This is a genomic window from Flavobacterium suncheonense GH29-5 = DSM 17707, from assembly GCF_000430025.1.
Lineage (GTDB): Bacteria > Bacteroidota > Bacteroidia > Flavobacteriales > Flavobacteriaceae > Flavobacterium > Flavobacterium suncheonense.
On the sequence record NZ_KE387021.1, the window covers coordinates 243,163 to 261,155 of the forward strand.

Genomic DNA, 17,993 nt, shown 5'->3' on the forward strand with positions numbered 1-17,993 from the left:
CATAATCATAAAAAAAGTCCCGAAATTTCGGGACTTTTTTATTTTAAAAACTTACATAAATTTATGCTTGTTTTGCAGCTTTTTCTGCTCTTCTCTCTTTGAATCTTTCCCAAAGAGCCCCGCCTACCCAGTAAAACACGAAGTTAACCAGAAAAAGCATCAGCCAGAATCCTGTTAAAAAGATTCCTAAGAAAAGTAAAAAGCCTAAATACTGTTGAAAATCAAACATGTTTTCCGGAATTTTTATGATTTCAGGCCAAATATACGCGATATTATCTGCTTCAGCAATACTTCTCTTAAATTTATTTTAACAGCCTTTCATAACCGTTGGATTATGCTTAATTTTAAGCAACATAATCTGAATAATATGGAATTCCGCATCGAAAAAGATACCATGGGCGAGGTAAAAGTGCCCGCCGATAAGTATTGGGGCGCTCAAACCGAACGTTCCCGAAACAACTTTAAAATAGGCGAACCGGCCTCAATGCCGAAAGAGATTATTGAAGCTTTTGCCTATCTCAAAAAAGCCGCAGCCTACACCAACGCAGACTTGAAAGTTTTACCTGCTGAAAAACGGGATGCCATTGCGGCCGTATGTGACGAAATCCTTGCCGGAAAACTAAACGACGAATTTCCGTTGGTTATCTGGCAAACTGGTTCGGGAACGCAGAGCAATATGAATGTGAACGAAGTAATTGCCAAACGCGCACAGGTTTTGGCCGGCAGAAAAATTGGAGAAGAACCGTTTATCAAAGCGAATGACGATGTGAACAAATCGCAATCGTCCAACGATACCTTCCCTACTGCGATGCATATTGCGGCTTATAAAATGATAATCGAAACTACTATTCCGGGCATTGAACAACTGCGGGATACCCTTCAAATCAAATCGGAAGCTTTTACTAATGTGGTGAAAATCGGAAGAACGCATCTGATGGACGCTACGCCGCTTACGCTAGGTCAGGAAATTTCAGGCTACGTCGCACAATTGAATCACGGACTGAAAGCCTTGAAAAACACCTTACCGCATTTGTCTGAGCTGGCATTAGGCGGAACGGCCGTAGGAACTGGTTTAAACACACCAAAAGGTTACGATGTAAAAGTGGCGGAATACATTACAAAATTCACCAATCTCCCTTTTAAAACAGCTCACAATAAGTTTGAAGCCCTGGCTGCGCATGATACCATGGTGGAAACTCACGGCGCTTTAAAACAATTAGCCGTTTCCTTAAACAAAATTGCCAATGATATTAGGATGATGGCATCCGGACCACGAAGCGGCATTGGTGAAATCTTTATTCCGGAAAATGAACCGGGTTCGTCGATTATGCCGGGAAAAGTAAATCCTACGCAATGTGAAGCCTTGACGATGGTTTGCGCTCAGGTGATGGGCAATGATGTTGCTATTACCGTCGGTGCCACACAAGGTCATTACGAACTGAATGTTTTCAAACCGCTGATTGCTGCTAACTTTTTACAATCCGCAAGATTATTGGGTGATGCCTGTGTTTCGTTTGATGAGCATTGTGCCCAAGGAATTGAGCCGAATTACAAGAGAATCAAAGAATTAGTGGATAATTCCCTGATGCTGGTTACCGCTTTAAACACCAAAATCGGGTATTATAAAGCAGCTGAAATTGCACAAACCGCCCATAGAAACGGTACGACCTTAAAAGAAGAAGCCGTTCGTTTAGGTTATGTTTCTGCAGAAGATTTCGATGCCTGGGTAAAACCGGAAGACATGGTTTAGCCTTTCTTTTCGATTTTGCTGATGATGTCGTTCATCATATCAATCTGTACTTTCTGCAATTCGATTAACGACTGTTCCTGATGCATAATCAAATGGTCGATTTTCTCGTGCAACATTCTGATTTCCAGTTCTGATTTCAAATTCACCATGTAATCGTTTTTGGAACGTTTGCGGTCTTTTTCTTCCTGACGGTTCTGACTCATCATGATTACCGGAGCCTGTAAAGCCGCAATGCAGGATAGAATCAGATTCAGAAGAATAAAAGGATACGGATCAAAACCTTTGTTGAGCAATACAAAAACATTTACCAAAATCCATAATGCCAGGAAAATGACAAAGGAGATGATAAACGTCCAGCTTCCGCCGAATTCGGCCACTTTATCGGCAATTTTCTGACCGAAGGTATAATCCGCGGTCTCATCTTCCAACTGTGTGAGAACGGACTGCTTGTCTTTTAACGATTTGATGACGGTTTTCTCCAGTTCATTCAGTTCCCGGGTTTCTTTCAGTAAAAATGTTGAAATATATTTTTCCCGGAAGTAATTCAGTTCACTGATAGACAAAACGCTGTCTAAATTAAAATCCGGATATTCGCCTTTAATACAGTCAAAAATCGCTTTTCGGATCATTTTGGCGTATACACAATCGGCCATCGGGAATTCCTGTCCTGAAATATCACTAACAAATGTCTTCATTGTACCGTCGGTTTAAAACCATTTTTTCATTTTAAAATAGCCCAGCATGCCCAAAACGAGTACGAACATCAGGCCTAAAATCAGGAAATATCCGTTTTCCCATCGAAGTTCCGGCATATTGTCGAAATTCATACCATAAACGCCAACAATAAACGTTAACGGAATAAACAATACCGATACCACCGTAAGCGTTTTCATAATTTCGTTCATCCGCTGGCTTTGTGCCGAGAAGTGAAAATGGGAAGCGCTGTCAAGGGAATTCAAATCATAATCAATTTGTTCCAAAAGCTCTAAACATTTCTGATGCAAACGGGCGAAAAAGGTATAATTTGATGTTTCGATACCGTCATATTCATTATCGTCCTGGAAGCTTTTCAGACTGAATAAAGCATCCCGTAACGGAATAATCGCCCGCTTCAGATAATTCAGATTTTCACGATTATTCTCAATCCGGATTAAAACGTCCTGACGATGATTGGTCTTGGCTTCCACCATTAACGCTTCTATCCTGTCTTCATAATTTTCGATAGTAATGTAGAAGTTTTCCATGACGGCATCCAGCATCAGATACAACAGATAATCGTTTTTCTTTTTGCAGACAATGCCGCTGTTCGTTCGGATACGCTCCCGGATATGACTGAAAAAATCACTCTTTTTCTCCTGAAACGACACCAGCAAATTATCCTTAAGAATAAAACTAATCTGTTCCACCCGTATATTGTTCAGGTCTTCTCCCGGCAGAATCGACTTGATATTAAAGAACAGCATATCGTGCAGTTCTTCCATTTTGGTACGGCGGGTGGTGTTTAAAATATCACCAATGATATACGGTTCAACTTCGAGTAAATCACCTACATTTTTAACAAGTTCGACATCGTGCAAACCGTGAACATTTAACCACTTAACATCATTTACCTGACTTTTGTCTTTAAGTTCGCTTTCTATTTTATTTAACGAAACATTTTTGTATTCTTCAAAGTGGGTTTCATTGTAAACGAACAGTTGCATTTCTACCGCTTCGGTTTTATGGATGCCGGTATACTCGTAAAAATTAGGGTTGACTTTGCGTCCTTTTTTGTATTTAATCTTTCTCAAAACCGAATAATTTGTCATAAAGATAGGAGTTTTTGAAATTCCATTTTACTTTTACGGAAAATTTCAGCTGATGAAAATTCTAATCAAAAACATAAAAGAACTATTACAGGTTCGCGAAGAAAATATCGATAAAGTTTCCGGTGCCGAAATGGCTGTTTTACCCAAAATTGACAATGCTTTTTTAATTCTTGAAAATAATGTCATTGCCGATTTCGGAACAATGAGCAACTGCCCGGACGGGAACTTTGATAAAATAATCGATGCTACAGGAAGAGCCGTTTTGCCAACATGGGTTGACAGTCATACGCATATCGTCTACGCCGGAAACCGCGTTCAGGAGTTTGTAGACCGCATTAACGGATTGAGCTATGAAGAAATTGCCAATCGCGGCGGCGGCATCCTGAATTCGGCCAAAAAACTGAATGAAACCTCTGAAGAGGAAATCTACAACCAGTCGAAAGCGCGTTTAAAGGAAGTCATGACGCAAGGAACCGGTGCCGTGGAGATTAAATCCGGTTATGGTTTAACGGTGGAAGGCGAATTGAAGATGTTGCGCGTAATCAGAAAACTGGCGGAAAATTATCCGGTAAAAATTAAGGCTACTTTTTTAGGAGCTCACGCATTTCCGACGGAATACAAAGAAGACCATTCCGCTTATATTGATTTGATTATCAACGAAATGTTACCAAAAATCGCTGCGGAAAATTTAGCCGACTATGTGGATGCTTTTCTCGAAACCGGTTATTTCTCCGTAGAAGAAACCGAACGCATTATGGAATCCGGGAAGCAATACGGCTTGACGCCGAAAATCCACGTCAATCAGTTTACGGCTATCAATGGGATTGAAGCCTGTGTGAAACACGGTGCGCTTTCGGTAGATCATCTGGAAATTGTAACCGATGAGGATATCGAAGTTTTAAAAGGAAGCGTAACCATGCCGGTTGCTTTACCGAGTTGTTCGTATTTCATCAGCATTCCTTATACGCCGGCCCGTAAAATGATTTCGGCTGGATTACCTTTAGCCTTAGCTACTGATTTTAACCCGGGAACGACGCCGTCGGGAAATATGAATTTTGTAGTGGCAACAGCCTGCATCAAAATGAAAATGACTCCGGAAGAAGCTATCAATGCGGCTACGATTAACGGTGCTTATGCCATGGGAATTTCGGATACTCACGGCAGTATTACCAGAGGAAAATCAGCTAGTGTGATCATTACCAAACCACTTACCTCCTATTATCAGTTGCCGTATGCTTTCGGAAGTAATCTGATTGAACAGGTTATTGTTAACGGAAAATTGATTTAAAAATAATTAACCGCAGATTCGCAGATTGTTACAATTAGTAATCTGTTACTATAAATCAATAAAAAAGGCTGTCATTTCTGGCAGCCTTTACTTTTATATTAAGAGTAGATTATCTTAAAGTGAATGACGTTTTGGAAACCAATTCGCCTTTATCGAAGATGTTTACGAAGTATGAACCGCCTTCAATGTCTTTAACCGGTAAATCCTGCTCTACTTTAACCGTTTTGTTTTCGTATTTCACGGTTTTAGTAAAACTGTAGGTTAACGATTTATCGCCGAAAATTTCGGTTTTCTTGTCGCCTAACACATTGTTTTTGGAATCGATTACCTGAACGTAATAGGTTTTATCACCGGATTTTGCAATTTGGTTTTCCGCAATCATGAAACTGATTTTCAACACATCGGCACGTGAAGCTTTGTCAGTGTCAATTTGTTTTCCGGAACTTCTTTGTTTAACGGCTGTGGTTTGTAAGTTTAGTACAGAAAGTTTAGAACCTTTTTCAACTGTTTTCGCTAATTCATCGTTTTTAGCTACTAATGTATCTCTCACTTTTCGAGTATCTTCTAACACTACCTGTGTACTGTCACGCTGATTGGTTAACACCACGTTTTGTTTTTTCAGCGCGTCATTTTCTTTCATTAAATTATCCATTTCGCGTTTTAAACGCAGGTAATCGTTTTTGAATTTTGCCATTGCTGCAGCATCGCCTTTAGATTTTTCCAACTCAGCCTGAAGTTGTACTAATTTCTCTCTTTCTACAGAAAGTTCATCCGATAACGACGTATTTTCGGCAATTGCTTCATCATATTTTGCAATTGAGGCTTGTAATTCTTCGCTCAGCTTTTCTTTGTCTGACATCAATTTATTTTCAGAGGTTTGATTATCAGTACTCATTTTGTACATATATCCCAAACTCCCTAATAACAATAATGCGAGAACAACAACAACAGCTTTTAAACTTGAATTACTTTTTTGGTTTTCCATAATAATAGTTTTTTTCAAATATAATTTTTTTTCATTTAAACCTAAAATAGTAAACGAAGATTTTACGAAAAATAGTATTTTTGAGAGTCTATTTTTTTGACTTTTTATGGAGAAACTTATTCGCTTTACCTTAAGTGATTTAGCAAAAATAACCAGTCACCGCAGCGGTGAAATTAAATTTGGGGAACGCATACAAACCGTGCCGAAAGAGATGGATACGCTCGAGTTTCTGGAAGCCAGTGATGCCGAATTTGTTCTTTTAGGCATTCCGGAAGACATTGGTGTACGGGCCAATCTGGGAAGACCCGGTACCGCCTCTGCCTGGGAAAGCACACTGAAAAGCATTGTAAACATTCAGCACAATCGTTTCTGTAAAGGCGGAAAACTTATCATTTTGGGGCAAATTGATGTGACCGAAGAAATGGAGTTCCTGCAGGAACTAAACCCCAACGACAAAAACGACCGAAAGGTGTTCTATAAACAGGTAGAAAAGATTGACAAAGAAGTATCGCATATTGTCTGCCAGATTATTAAAAAGGGTAAAACGCCTATTGTAATTGGCGGCGGACATAATAATGCTTACGGTAATATTAAAGGTTTGGCCTTAGCAAAAGGAAAACCGGTAAACGCCATTAACTTTGATGCCCATACGGATTTTCGTCCACTGGAAGGCCGTCACAGCGGCAACGGATTTTCGTATGCCTACGAAGAGGGCTTTCTGAAGAAGTATTTTATTTTTGGTTTGCATGAAAACTATACTTCCAAAAGTATACTGGAAACCATCAAAAAGACAGAGGATAAAGTAAAATTCAATACCTACGAGCAAATCGCCGTTCGCGGGGAAAAAGATTTTAAGGAGGAAATGGTACAGGCCGAAAAACACATTACCACCGATGCTTTCGGAATAGAAATCGATTTGGATGCCATACCGAACATTCCAAGCAGTGCGATGACTTACAGCGGATTCTCTGCCGAACAACTGCGTCAGTTCCTGCACTATTTCGGGAAACATAAAAACGCTTCTTATCTTCATATTTGTGAAGGTGCTCCCGATTTGGCTTTCGAAAAAAACAATCATTTAATCGGGAAATTTATTGCTTATCTGATTACGGATTTCATCAAAGCTAAAACGGCGTAAAACCCATATCAATATTTTAAACTACTTTTGCAAACGATAGCAACTAACCGCTGTCGTTTTTTTATGACTTTTGCAGATTTAAATTTACACCGAAATATACAGGAAGCCATCAAAGAGGAAGGCTACACTAACCCCACTCCTATTCAGGAACAAGCCATCCCAGCCGTTTTGGAGGGTTATGATCTGGTGGGATGCGCACAGACCGGAACCGGAAAAACCGCGGCTTTTGCTATTCCGATTTTACATTACCTACATCGTATTGTTGGCTCTCCGAAAAAAATGAAGCACATTCGTACGCTGGTGATTACGCCAACGCGCGAGTTAGCCATTCAGGTTTGCGAAAGCTTTGAGACGTACGGAAAATATACTTCCGTAAAACCTTTAGTGATTTTCGGAGGGGTTAACCAAGTGCCACAAGTGAACGAATTGAAACAAGGCGTTGATGTCCTGATTGCCACGCCCGGACGTTTGTTAGACCTTCACAAACAAGGTTTTATCGATTTAAACCATTTGCATCACCTGGTTTTGGATGAAGCGGATTTGATGCTCGACATGGGCTTTATCAACGATGTGCGCAAAATCATTAAACTAACTCCGGATAACCGACAAACCTTGCTTTTCTCGGCTACTATGCCGTTGGAAATCCGTGAGTTGGCAGATACTTTTTTGACCAGACCCAAATACATTTCAGTTACGCCGATTTCCAGTACAGCTGAAAAAGTGAACCAGAAGGTGTATTTTGTGGATAAAGAAGACAAACGAAAACTTTTGTACCATATCATTCAGGAAGACAAACTGGAGAATGTATTGGTCTTTGTACGTACCAAACACGGTGCCGATAATGTGGTGAAAGCGCTTAAGAAACAGAACATCAGTGCAGAAGCGATTCACGGGGACAAATCGCAATCGGCAAGACAGCGGGTATTGGAAAGTTTTAAAAACAAGGAAACTTCTGTGCTGGTGGCTACCGATATTGCCGCCAGAGGTATTGATATTGAACAACTTCCGTATGTGATTAACTTTGACTTGCCTAACATTCCGGAAACCTATGTACACCGTATTGGCCGTACCGGACGCGCCGGAAACTCGGGATTGGCGATTTCGTTCTGCGGAAAAGATGAGAAAACGTATTGGCAGGATATTGAAAAATTGATCCGTCAGCAGGTTAAGGTGGTTACCGACAATCCGTTTCCGTGGAAAGAGGAAGTGAAGAATCCGGACGCTAAACCGGATTTCAGAAACAAGAAAAAACCCAACACGGCTAAGCCTAAATCGGGTTCCGATGCTAACAAATCCAGAAAATCGGACGGTTCCAAGAAAAATAAGAAACGCTGGTATTAGCAACCTAAACAACTGAAAACCTGATATTTATCATTTTATAAAAGTTAGATAATAGCTAAATTTGTGCTGTGTTTAATCTTTTAAATTTTAGTATCATGGGATCTTTAGTTAACAAAAACAGCCTTTTCCCATCAATGAATTCGTTCTTTGATGATGTTTTCTCCAAAGATTTTTTTGACTGGAATGACAAAAACTATTCCAGCCTGGGCAGTACTTTACCTTCGGTAAATTTGATGGAAAACGACAGCCAGATTACGATTGATTTGGCCGCTCCCGGTATGAAAAAAGAAGATTTTAAAATTGAACTGAACAACAACATGCTTTCCATTTCTTCGGAAAAGCAAGAGAAGAAAGAAGAAAAAAACAAGAAAGAGAATTATATGCGTAAGGAATTCAGTTATCAGTCGTTCTGCCGTTCTTTTTATTTACCGGACAATGTGAAAAAGGATACCATCGATGCCACTTATAAAGACGGTATACTTCATGTTGAGATTCAGAAACAGACGAACGGTAAACAGTCTTCTGCTAAACGAATTGAGATTCATTAATACCGAAAGGGCTGTTCAATACATTTTGAACAGCCCTTTTTGTTTTTAAGTGCTTTCTTTTACGTCTTCTGTTTTGCTTTTGCTGAGTGCGATAATCTTTTTATACAACTGATTGGGTTCAAAAGGTTTTACCACTACTTCGTTCATTTTGTACTGCATGGCTTTTTCGAGGATATCGCCGCGGTCGAAGGCGGTTAACGCAATAATCGGGGTTTCAATACCTTTATCCCGGATTAGTTTCGTGGTTTCAAAACCGTCTATTTTGGGCATGTTGATGTCCATCAGAATGACGTCGAAGGTTTCTTTTTCGAGGATTTCCACGGCTTCGTATCCGTCGTTGGCAATGGTGCTTTCAAAATGGCGTACATCGAGGATTTTCTTGGTGACAATCTGATTGATTTTGTTGTCTTCGACTACTAAGATTTTATAGGTGCGCTCTTCGTAGAAGTCTACTTCCAGGTTTTGGAGCATTTCGTTGCGGTGCTGCTCGTCTGTGTCGAAGGCAAGGGTAAAGGTCATGGTGGTGCCTACGTTTTCTTCGCTTTCTATCTCGATGGTACCGCCGAAAATTTCCACTAATTGTTTTACGATGGGCAAGCCTAATCCCGTTCCCTGATAATCGTCGGCGCGGCGTTCGAGCTGGACGAATTTTTCGAATACCTTTTGCTGGTTTTCTTTTTTGATTCCGATACCGTTATCGATGACTTTAAACTCGATGAAACTGAAGGCATCTTCCAAGCGGAGCTGTTTGGCTACTACTTTTACGGTGCCGTTGTCTGTGAACTTCAGGGAATTGGTAATCAGGTTCATGAAAATTTGGGACAGGCGTACTTTATCCCCTATTAAGAACTCCGGTATGTTCGGATCGAGGTCTAATTTCAGTTTGTTGTTGTTCTTAACGGCTAAAAACTGTACGCTCTCCACAATGGAATTCAGCTCGTCGGATAAATTGAATACGGAATTTTCGAGTGTAATTTTTTTCTCTTCAATTTTATACACCTGAAGGATATCATTCACCAACGACAACAGGTATTTGGCGGAAAAACGCAACGAATTGATGTATTTACTGTCTTTGAGTTCTTTGTGCTCGTCGGTAAGCAAATCGGTAATGCCGACTACGCCGTAGAGCGGTGTGCGCAGTTCGTGGGTTACGGTTGAGATGAATTGCTCTTTTAGGCGCGAGGCTTCTTCGGCTTGTATTTTAGCTACAAAAAGAGCTTCGTTGGCCGCCTTTAATTCACTGTTAATCTTGATTCTTCGTTTATAGCTTTTAAAGAGTGTGTACACATACAGCAACAGTATGGCTAAGATGGCGATAAATAAGAATACAATAACCTTAGACTGCTTTAAAGAACGCTGAAATTTGAAGTTTTCGGACTCGATTTTATCGATTTGCCGTTTGGACTCGTCTAATTCTATCTGAAGGCCGGCAAACTTGGTGGTATTGGTACGTTCGTCGTTATAGATTTTATCTTTCTGGGTATTGTATTTGTCTAAGTACAGGTAGGCGTTTTTGTAATCGCCTCGTTTGAAATAATGTGTGGCGAAATCGTCGTACACCTCAACGGCATGGGTTTCTACCAGCTCGGGTTTGTCCTGATTGCAGTAGTACAGCGACTGTTTAAAGGATTTTTCGGCTTTGTCGTATTCTTTGGTATAGGTGTAGTACGAACCCAAAAGGGAATACATGCTAATCTTGGCTTCTACTTCATCGCTTTCCAAAACGGTTTTTTCGGCCCGCTTGAGGTACGGATAACCGGCCTTATACTGCTCATCGGAAAAATAAGCGCTGGCGATGTTTAAATCGAGGTAGGCTTTTTCTATGGGAGTGTCTATCCTGTTGGAATAAATTAAGGACTTTTTATAGTATTCTATGGCTTTTTTGGAATCCCTCTTGCGGAAAGCATAGACGTTGCCCAGATTATTGTGCAGCCAGTCTTTGATAGTGTCGTTATCCGTTTTCATGGCGTACGCCAGCCCTTTGTTGTAAAAGTCGATGGCTTTCTCGTAGTCTGAGAATTCCTCGAAGTTAAGCGCGATGACGTTATAGGATTTGGCTATCAGCAGGTCGTCTTCCGCCTTTAAGGCTTCGGCCAGAGCCCGTTTGGCAATCATTAAGGATTGTTCGGATTCGAGGTTCATTAAATGGCGGCCGGCCTGCTTAATAAGCGCTGCAATCTCTTTATCGGTGCGTACACTGTCTTGTGTGTAGCCCCAAAAAGAAATCAGCGTAACAAGCAAATAAAGGATTTTGTTAAATTTCAACACCATTTAATTTTAAAGATGACTAATTTAACAAAGTAGATTCAAAACAGACTGAATTTTTATAAGATTTTTCAAGAAAATTGTTATAATAAAAAAGCGCCCCGGTTGGAGCGCTTTGCTATTAGCTGCGGATTAGCTTTTTGTATTTTAATCGGGTTGGTGCAACATCGCCCATACGCTTCTTACGGTTTTCTTCATAATCGGAGAAACCGCCTTCGAAGAAGTACACCTGAGAATCACCTTCAAAGGCTAAAATGTGGGTACAGATTCTGTCTAAGAACCAACGGTCGTGGGAAATCACTACAGCACATCCTGCGAAATTCTCCAAACCTTCCTCTAATGCACGAAGCGTGTTGATATCCAAGTCGTTCGTTGGCTCATCCAATAGTAACACGTTACCTTCTTCTTTTAAGGTCATGGCCAAGTGCAGGCGGTTGCGCTCTCCTCCGGATAAGGTGGCTACCTTTTTGTTCTGGTCGCTTCCTCCGAAATTAAAACGGGACAGATACGCTCTGGAGTTTACCTGACGGCCTCCCATCATAATCAATTCCTGACCGTCACAGAAGTTTTCCCAGATGGTTTTGTTCGGATCGATATTGGAGTGCGTTTGGTCTACGTAGGCAATTTTTACGGTATCTCCGGTAGTGAATTCGCCGCTGTCCGGCTGTAATTCCTTCATAATCATTTTGAAGATGGTGGTTTTACCGGCACCGTTTGGTCCGATGATGCCCACGATACCCGCCTGTGGTAAGCTGAAGTTCAAATCATCGTATAAAATCTTATCGCCGTAGGCTTTGGCTACGTGTTTGGCATCGATTACATTGGTTCCCAAACGCGGTCCGTTAGGGATGTACAACTCTAATTTCTCGTCAAGCTCTTTCTGATCTTCGTTTAACAAACGGTCGTAGTTTTGCAGACGGGCTTTCTGTTTGGTCTGACGGCCTTTTGCGCCCTGTCTCACCCACTCTAACTCGCGTTCTAAGGTTTTGCGGCGTTTGGAAGCGGTTTTCTCTTCCTGTTCCATACGTTTGGATTTCTGGTCTAACCAAGAGGAGTAATTTCCTTTCCACGGAATCCCTTCGCCACGGTCTAACTCTAAAATCCAGCCGGCTACGTTATCTAAGAAATAACGGTCGTGCGTTACAGCGATAATCGTTCCCTGGTATTGCTGTAAGTGCTGTTCTAACCAATGCACGGATTCGGCATCCAAGTGGTTGGTAGGCTCGTCTAATAACAAAACGTCCGGCTGTTGCAACAACAAGCGGCATAAGGCCACGCGGCGGCGTTCTCCTCCGGATAATACTTTTATTGGCGTATCGGCATCCGGACAACGTAACGCGTCCATTGCGATTTCTAATTTGGTATCGATTTCCCAGGCGCCGGCGGCATCGATTTTATCCTGTAAATCCGCCTGACGGTCCATCAGTTTCTGCATCTTATCGGCATCTTCGTATACTTCCGGATCGCCGAACATGTCGTTGATTTTGTTGAACTCGTCCAGAATTGCCATCGTTTCGGCCACACCTTCGCGGACTACTTCGATAACGGTTTTGTTTTCGTCTAACTGAGGTTCCTGCTCTAAATAACCTACGGTGTAGCCCGGTGCAAAGACCACATCGCCCTGATAGTTTTTATCTACTCCGGCAATGATTTTTAGCAGGGACGATTTACCCGAACCGTTTAAACCCAGAATCCCGATTTTGGCTCCGTAGAAGAAACTCAGGTAGATGTCTTTTAAGACCTGTTTGTTGGTGGATGAGTAGGTTTTACTCACGCGTGACATGGAAAATATCACTTTCTTATCATCAGACATAGTGTACTGTTTTATGTTTGTATTTGCTGTTTTTTACAAAAGTTTACAAATATACGGATTATGACAGATTTACGGAATGTTCGCCTGACATTTAAAAACGGTATGGTTTTTGTCTGAATTTTCAGTATTTTTGACATGATATATACACGACATATACACGACATATACACGACATATACACGACATATACACGACATATACACGACATATACACGACATATACACGACATATATACGACATATATCGGTTTTATGTTGGGAGTAAAAAAACTATGACAAGACTATTGTAAGCAGATTTTAGAATGGCAAAGCAAAAAGGAATACTCCCGTTATCGGGTACTTTGGAAGGGATAAACTTTTATTACCGTAAAGGCGTTCCGGTGGCGCGCAAAGCGGGTGGCGGGTTTACCGGCAAGGCAATTAAAAATAAGCCTTCGATGGTAAGAATACGGGAAAACAATACGGAGTTTGGCGATTGCGCCAAAGTTAAGAAGCAGCTGCGGCTGGCCCTCTACCCTTTTTTAAAAGACTATAAAGAAACGACGCTGCACGGCAGGCTGATGCGGATGCTGCAGGAGGTGAAAAACTGCGACCCGGTTTCGGAACGCGGGCAACGCAAGGTTGGTTTGGGCTTGCAGACCCCGGAAGGCCAAAAACTGTTTCAGGATTTTGCGTTTACCGCTCCGCACTCGGCGGCGGATTTGTTAGGTGGTGTGTTGGCGTATGATTCTGCCACATTTACTTTAACGGTTAGTGATTGGACGGTACAGACAGTAGCTTTTCCCGCCGGCGCTACGCATGTAGAAATCCTGTTTGGCGTTTTGGATTTTGATTTCGACAGGTTAACGGCTTCCCTGCAACTGAGCGCTCCTTTGGTACTCGCTAAAACCACAACCGCTACCTTCTTTACCCTAAGCCCGGAAACCGCTCCTGAATTGTCCGGTACTCCTATTGCTTTTGTAGGGGTTCGGTTTTATGAGGAGGTGAATGGGCGGTTGTTTGGGTTGAAGGGCGTTGCGGGGATTGGGTTGGATTGTTTGTGGGTTGGGTAGTTTATATGAGTTTTTTGTATGATTTTTTTTAGGAAAATGTTTGTTTTTGTTAGGGGGAATTTTATATTTGGTGGGGAAATGAGGAGACTATAGATTATTTACGGTTTGGTTTTTTCATGCATGTAGGCAAGTTAGTGGCAAGCATATTACACTCTCCAAAAAAATTTACTTATGAAAATAAAAACAATTAAGATTAAAAACTTTAGAAGTTATAAAGATGAAGTTGAAATTGAATTCGGAGACTTAACCGCTTTTGTTGGAAAAAATGACATTGGAAAGTCAACAGTTTTAGAAGCACTGGACATATTTTTCAATGATGGTAAAGGAATAATAAAACTAGACAAAGAAGATATTAATAAACAAGCACTTGCCGCTGGTGACACAGAAACTGTTATCACTGTTTGCTTCGAAGAATTGCCAACAAAGATTGTCATTGACAGTACAAATGAAACGACATTAGAAAATGAATATCTTTTAAACTCGAATGGTCAGCTTGAAATAATTAAAAAATATACAAACGCAGGGAAAGAAAAAGTGTTTGTCAAAGCTAACCATCCAACAGGCAATAATTGTGCTGACTTACTGCAAAAGAAGAATACAGAACTTCAAAAAATCATTAAAGAGAACTCCATTACTTGCAGCAACCAAACAATTAACGCTGTAATGCGAACAGCAATTTGGCAGCATTTTACTATCGAACTTGATTTGTCTGAGATAGAAATTGATGTTACTAAAGGTGATACAAAATCAATTTGGGATAAACTTCAAACGTATTTACCCCTTTATACTTTATTTCAATCAGATAGAAAAAATAGTGATGGAGATAGTGAAGTTCAAGACCCATTAAAAGAAGCTGTAAAACAAATTTTAAATGACCCTGCATTAAAAACTAAATTTGATGAAATTGCTGACGAAGTAAAAACCAAATTACAAGATGTTGCGACGAGAACATTAGCAAAGGTTCAGGAAATGAATCCTGAAATTGCAAGTAGTTTGAATCCAGTAATTCCAGAAACAAACAGTTTAAAATGGAATGATGTTTTCAAAAGTGTTTCAATCACAGGAGACGAAGACATTCCAATTAACAAAAGAGGAAGCGGCGTAAAGCGTCTTATACTTTTAAACTTCTTCCGTGCTGAAGCAGAAAGAAGAAAAATTGAAGAAAATATTCCGAGTATCATATACGCAATTGAAGAACCAGAAACATCTCAACACACGGAGCACCAAAAAAAACTAATCAAAGCTTTTTTGGAACTTTCTAAAATTGCAAACACACAAGTAATAATAACTACTCATAGTGGGACGTTGGTTAAAGAGTTAGAGTTTCAACATTTAAGACTCGTAAAACTTGACAATACAACCAAAACTATTGAGAAAGTTTTACCAAATTGCCTTCCCAATCCATCTTTAAATGAAGTAAATTTTTTAGCGTTTACCGAAGTTACAGAAGAGTACCATAACGAATTATATGGCTATATTGAATTGGAAAGTGAAATGACAAATTTTAGAAATGGAAAAGCGACTATGGCATACAACAAACAAAGGAGAGACGGGTCAATTGTTGTTGAAAATGTGGTTTTGACTGATTATATAAGACATCAAATCCATCATTCAGAAAATACACATAACACACGATTCACATTTCAACAGTTGTCTGATTCTGTAAATTTGATGAGAACTTTTATACAGACATTAATAACTTAACATGCCAGCCACTAACAGCTGTTTCGCGCAATTGCTGGTTTTTATTTTTAAGTGTTCACGAAAAACGTTTATATTTAACAGAAAATAATCCGTTCGCTGGCTTCACAACTGTCGCGAAGCCGCGGAACGTTGGCGGTTATTTTAAGAAAAATACGTGAATAAATTATGAGAATAGCTTTTGGTTGGTATAGTTTTAAGGTAAAATCTTATTCTGCTAAAGATTTAGAATTAGATATAGAACAGTGGAAGGATTCAAGTTTTGAAGTTCGACAAAAAGTATTTCATTTATTTTGGATTCCTGTTTTCAGCTTAGGTAAATTATACGCTTTAAAAAAACAAGGTAAATTATATGATTTACAAGAAAATATTGTTGTAAAAATTAGAAATAAAGGCAGAATTAGAACCCCTTGGTATTCTTTTTTACTTCCAATTTTGCTGATTGCAATACCAATAATTACTGGAATTTATATTTACATTGCAGAATCAATAATGAAAAATAATCATTATAGGGAAGATAAAAAACAATACGAAATTGCAATTACTGATGTTCAAAATAAACTACAAAAATTATCCAAAAATGCGTATTTAAGAATTATAAATACTGAAAAACCAGATAACGAAAAAACCTTACTTAAACTTATTGATTTTAACAACAATAACTATAGATTTATAATTAAAAAAGTCCGTTTTCCAAAAAATTCAAATGAAAAGTATTATTTTGAAGATTTCGGTATTGACACTCTGACTTTCACAAAAAACGAACTTCAAAAAGCAATTTGTACAGATTATGATATTGTAAAAGAATACAAACCCTATGGTGTTCGATTTTTTGGCAAAGAAAAATACAGAATTGAAAGCATTGAATATTTTGATAAACCTGTGATTGATGGCAATATTGATTGGGATTTTTGGAATGTAATTAGAAAACAAAAATTTCAATATTATAATAGTAGATTTACTGGATATAAAAATGAACGTTCTTGGACGTTTAAGTTAACTTTTCAAAATTTTGGTATACCTGTAAATTTAATCAAAATACAAAATATTGAAAATAAAATACAATGGACAGATAATTTACCCATAGAATTTAAATCATATGAATATTTAAGTGATATTTATGTTCAAGCAAGTACAACGTCCGATCCAGATACTCTGAAATTTAAATCAAAATTTATATTTGAAGATTCATTTAAAAATAAATATGAATATATCGTAAAAGGAGATGGAGCTTGGTATGAAATAATTAGAAATTAAAAACAACCGCTAACAGCGGTTTTAAGAAATTGGAGGTTTGGCTCATAATAGGACGAGACTGCTTAATAAACAATAAAAAACACTTTGTGAATATTATGGAAAATACAATAAGAATACAAAATCCGTGTAACGAAAACTGGAAGGCAATGTTACCAAATGAAAAAGGAAGATTTTGTAATTCCTGCAGTAAAACAGTAGTTGATTTTAGAAAAATGAAGAATACTGAAATTCAAAAGTATTTCGATGAAAATTCACATCATGAGGCCGGTATTTGTGGGTATTATAAATTTAATCAGGTAGAAAATGAGAATAATACCAATTATATCCGTTTAAGAAATCGGTTTAACCGCATACGAATTAAGCCTGTTAAAATGATTGCCTTATTTTCATTAACTTTTCTTTTTACGTTTACAAGTTGCATTATGGGGAAACGAGCAACACAAGAAGAAGTAATTGAAAATGACACAATCAATCAGAGTGAAATTAACGATAAAGAAGAAAGCTTAGCACAGAAAAATGATTCCATAAAAACTGAACAGCATCAAAAAACAAAAGAAAATTAAACCTTAAATCACAAAATGTTCATCGTCTCCCTAACCTACAAAAAAGACCTGACCGAGGTAGAAAAATACATCACACAACACCTTGCATTTCTGGACCAATACTACGCGGAGAAGAAATTCATTTTTTCGGGCAGGAAAAACCCAAGAACCGGCGGTGTTATTTTAGTTCGTAATGTAAACCGACCCGCCTTGCTGGACATCCTTAAACAAGACCCGTTTTATCAGAACGAAATAGCCGACTACGACATTACCGAAGTTATCCCAACTAAATATGACAAGGACTTTGCCTGTTTTGCTGAGGAGTTACTGAATGGTGCATGAGAAATTTTAGGGACTAAATTGGAAAACTGTTTGAAGGCAATGAGTTTGTGATTTATTACCAGATAAGTCATATAAAAAGGTTTTCCACACCTGTTAGGTGTTAAGTCGTTTTTGCTGTTTTTAACCAAAACTTTATCAATTATTTCCGGCTACTACAATTCAT

Annotated in this window: 16 protein-coding genes; 10 read left to right on the plus strand and 6 right to left on the minus strand. The window is 39.1% G+C overall.

Annotated elements, in window-relative coordinates:
- Window positions 1-61: 61 nt before the first annotated feature.
- Window positions 62-229 carry a hypothetical protein gene (locus tag G498_RS15895; protein ID WP_026981665.1) on the minus strand — a complete coding sequence of 56 codons (168 nt, stop codon included), beginning with the start codon at window positions 227-229 and terminating at the stop codon, window positions 62-64.
- A 138-nt stretch (window positions 230-367) separates the two neighbouring features.
- Between G498_RS15895 and fumC the strand changes: the two genes are divergently transcribed.
- Window positions 368-1,750: a class II fumarate hydratase gene (gene fumC, locus G498_RS0113630; protein ID WP_026981666.1), complete on the plus strand. Its 1,383-nt coding sequence runs from the start codon at window positions 368-370 to the stop codon at window positions 1,748-1,750.
- Here the strand turns inward: fumC and G498_RS0113635 are convergent.
- Both G498_RS0113635 and corA read right to left on the minus strand, forming a co-directional pair.
- Window positions 1,747-2,445, minus strand: a complete 699-nt coding sequence (locus tag G498_RS0113635) for a DUF1003 domain-containing protein (protein ID WP_026981667.1) — start codon at window positions 2,443-2,445, stop codon at window positions 1,747-1,749. The two genes, fumC and G498_RS0113635, sit on opposite strands and share 4 nt — an antisense overlap.
- Window positions 2,446-2,457: 12 nt before the next feature.
- A complete protein-coding gene (gene corA / locus G498_RS0113640) occupies window positions 2,458-3,540 on the minus strand; it encodes a magnesium/cobalt transporter CorA (protein WP_026981668.1) in 1,083 nt (360 codons plus the stop codon).
- A gap of 70 nt (window positions 3,541-3,610) precedes the next feature.
- Here corA and hutI point away from each other — a divergent pair, with 70 nt between their 5' ends.
- Window positions 3,611-4,846 carry an imidazolonepropionase gene (gene hutI / locus G498_RS0113645; protein ID WP_026981669.1) on the plus strand — a complete coding sequence of 412 codons (1,236 nt, stop codon included), beginning with the start codon at window positions 3,611-3,613 and terminating at the stop codon, window positions 4,844-4,846.
- 109 nt (window positions 4,847-4,955) lie between these two features.
- Here the strand turns inward: hutI and G498_RS0113650 are convergent, their stop codons facing one another.
- Window positions 4,956-5,831 (minus strand): hypothetical protein, encoded by an 876-nt coding sequence (locus G498_RS0113650; RefSeq protein WP_026981670.1) that lies wholly within the window; start codon window positions 5,829-5,831, stop codon window positions 4,956-4,958.
- Between the two features lie 106 nt (window positions 5,832-5,937).
- Between G498_RS0113650 and G498_RS0113655 the strand changes: the two genes are divergently transcribed.
- The 3 genes from G498_RS0113655 to G498_RS0113665 all read left to right on the plus strand — a co-directional run bounded on the left by G498_RS0113655 (window position 5,938) and on the right by G498_RS0113665 (window position 8,858).
- Entirely contained in the window at window positions 5,938-6,969 is a 1,032-nt protein-coding gene (locus tag G498_RS0113655) for a formimidoylglutamase (RefSeq protein WP_026981671.1), read from the plus strand.
- 63 nt (window positions 6,970-7,032) lie between these two features.
- The gene (locus G498_RS0113660; protein WP_026981672.1) at window positions 7,033-8,310 is read left to right on the plus strand and encodes a DEAD/DEAH box helicase; all 1,278 of its coding nucleotides are present in this window, start codon (window positions 7,033-7,035) and stop codon (window positions 8,308-8,310) included.
- Window positions 8,311-8,405: 95 nt separating this feature from the next.
- Window positions 8,406-8,858, plus strand: coding sequence for an Hsp20/alpha crystallin family protein (locus tag G498_RS0113665; RefSeq protein WP_026981673.1), 453 nt, complete (start codon window positions 8,406-8,408; stop codon window positions 8,856-8,858).
- Window positions 8,859-8,903: 45 nt separating this feature from the next.
- Here G498_RS0113665 and G498_RS0113670 read toward each other — a convergent pair whose 3' ends face one another.
- Entirely contained in the window at window positions 8,904-11,123 is a 2,220-nt protein-coding gene (locus tag G498_RS0113670) for an ATP-binding response regulator (protein ID WP_161625349.1), read from the minus strand.
- 121 nt (window positions 11,124-11,244) lie between these two features.
- Window positions 11,245-12,936 (minus strand): energy-dependent translational throttle protein EttA, encoded by a 1,692-nt coding sequence (ettA, locus tag G498_RS0113675; protein WP_026981675.1) that lies wholly within the window; start codon window positions 12,934-12,936, stop codon window positions 11,245-11,247.
- A 302-nt stretch (window positions 12,937-13,238) separates the two neighbouring features.
- On the opposite strand from ettA, the gene G498_RS0113680 reads away from it, so the two are divergent.
- The 5 genes from G498_RS0113680 to G498_RS0113700 all read left to right on the plus strand — a co-directional run bounded on the left by G498_RS0113680 (window position 13,239) and on the right by G498_RS0113700 (window position 17,830).
- On the plus strand, window positions 13,239-13,988 hold the full coding sequence (locus G498_RS0113680; protein ID WP_026981676.1) for a hypothetical protein: 750 nt from the start codon (window positions 13,239-13,241) through the stop codon (window positions 13,986-13,988).
- A gap of 171 nt (window positions 13,989-14,159) precedes the next feature.
- A complete protein-coding gene (locus G498_RS0113685; RefSeq protein ID WP_026981677.1) occupies window positions 14,160-15,692 on the plus strand; it encodes an ATP-binding protein in 1,533 nt (510 codons plus the stop codon).
- Window positions 15,693-15,857: 165 nt separating this feature from the next.
- Window positions 15,858-16,946 carry a hypothetical protein gene (locus tag G498_RS0113690; RefSeq protein WP_026981678.1) on the plus strand — a complete coding sequence of 363 codons (1,089 nt, stop codon included), beginning with the start codon at window positions 15,858-15,860 and terminating at the stop codon, window positions 16,944-16,946.
- A gap of 95 nt (window positions 16,947-17,041) precedes the next feature.
- Window positions 17,042-17,509 (plus strand): hypothetical protein, encoded by a 468-nt coding sequence (locus G498_RS0113695; RefSeq protein ID WP_026981679.1) that lies wholly within the window; start codon window positions 17,042-17,044, stop codon window positions 17,507-17,509.
- A gap of 15 nt (window positions 17,510-17,524) precedes the next feature.
- Window positions 17,525-17,830 (plus strand): YciI family protein, encoded by a 306-nt coding sequence (locus G498_RS0113700; protein WP_026981680.1) that lies wholly within the window; start codon window positions 17,525-17,527, stop codon window positions 17,828-17,830.
- Window positions 17,831-17,993 lie beyond the last annotated feature (163 nt).

Excerpts from the sequence above, each read along its gene's own strand:
- G498_RS15895 (WP_026981665.1), bottom strand. The coding sequence starts at position 229 with ATGTTTGATTTTCAACAGTATTTAGGCTTTTTACTTTTCTTAGGAATC.
- fumC (WP_026981666.1), top strand. The coding sequence starts at position 368 with ATGGAATTCCGCATCGAAAAAGATACCATGGGCGAGGTAAAAGTGCCC.
- G498_RS0113635 (WP_026981667.1), bottom strand. The coding sequence starts at position 2,445 with ATGAAGACATTTGTTAGTGATATTTCAGGACAGGAATTCCCGATGGCC.
- hutI (WP_026981669.1), top strand. The coding sequence starts at position 3,611 with ATGAAAATTCTAATCAAAAACATAAAAGAACTATTACAGGTTCGCGAA.
- G498_RS0113650 (WP_026981670.1), bottom strand. The coding sequence starts at position 5,831 with ATGGAAAACCAAAAAAGTAATTCAAGTTTAAAAGCTGTTGTTGTTGTT.
- G498_RS0113655 (WP_026981671.1), top strand. The coding sequence starts at position 5,938 with ATGGAGAAACTTATTCGCTTTACCTTAAGTGATTTAGCAAAAATAACC.
- G498_RS0113660 (WP_026981672.1), top strand. The coding sequence starts at position 7,033 with ATGACTTTTGCAGATTTAAATTTACACCGAAATATACAGGAAGCCATC.
- G498_RS0113665 (WP_026981673.1), top strand. The coding sequence starts at position 8,406 with ATGGGATCTTTAGTTAACAAAAACAGCCTTTTCCCATCAATGAATTCG.
- ettA (WP_026981675.1), bottom strand. The coding sequence starts at position 12,936 with ATGTCTGATGATAAGAAAGTGATATTTTCCATGTCACGCGTGAGTAAA.
- G498_RS0113680 (WP_026981676.1), top strand. The coding sequence starts at position 13,239 with ATGGCAAAGCAAAAAGGAATACTCCCGTTATCGGGTACTTTGGAAGGG.
- G498_RS0113685 (WP_026981677.1), top strand. The coding sequence starts at position 14,160 with ATGAAAATAAAAACAATTAAGATTAAAAACTTTAGAAGTTATAAAGAT.
- G498_RS0113690 (WP_026981678.1), top strand. The coding sequence starts at position 15,858 with ATGAGAATAGCTTTTGGTTGGTATAGTTTTAAGGTAAAATCTTATTCT.
- G498_RS0113695 (WP_026981679.1), top strand. The coding sequence starts at position 17,042 with ATGGAAAATACAATAAGAATACAAAATCCGTGTAACGAAAACTGGAAG.
- G498_RS0113700 (WP_026981680.1), top strand. The coding sequence starts at position 17,525 with ATGTTCATCGTCTCCCTAACCTACAAAAAAGACCTGACCGAGGTAGAA.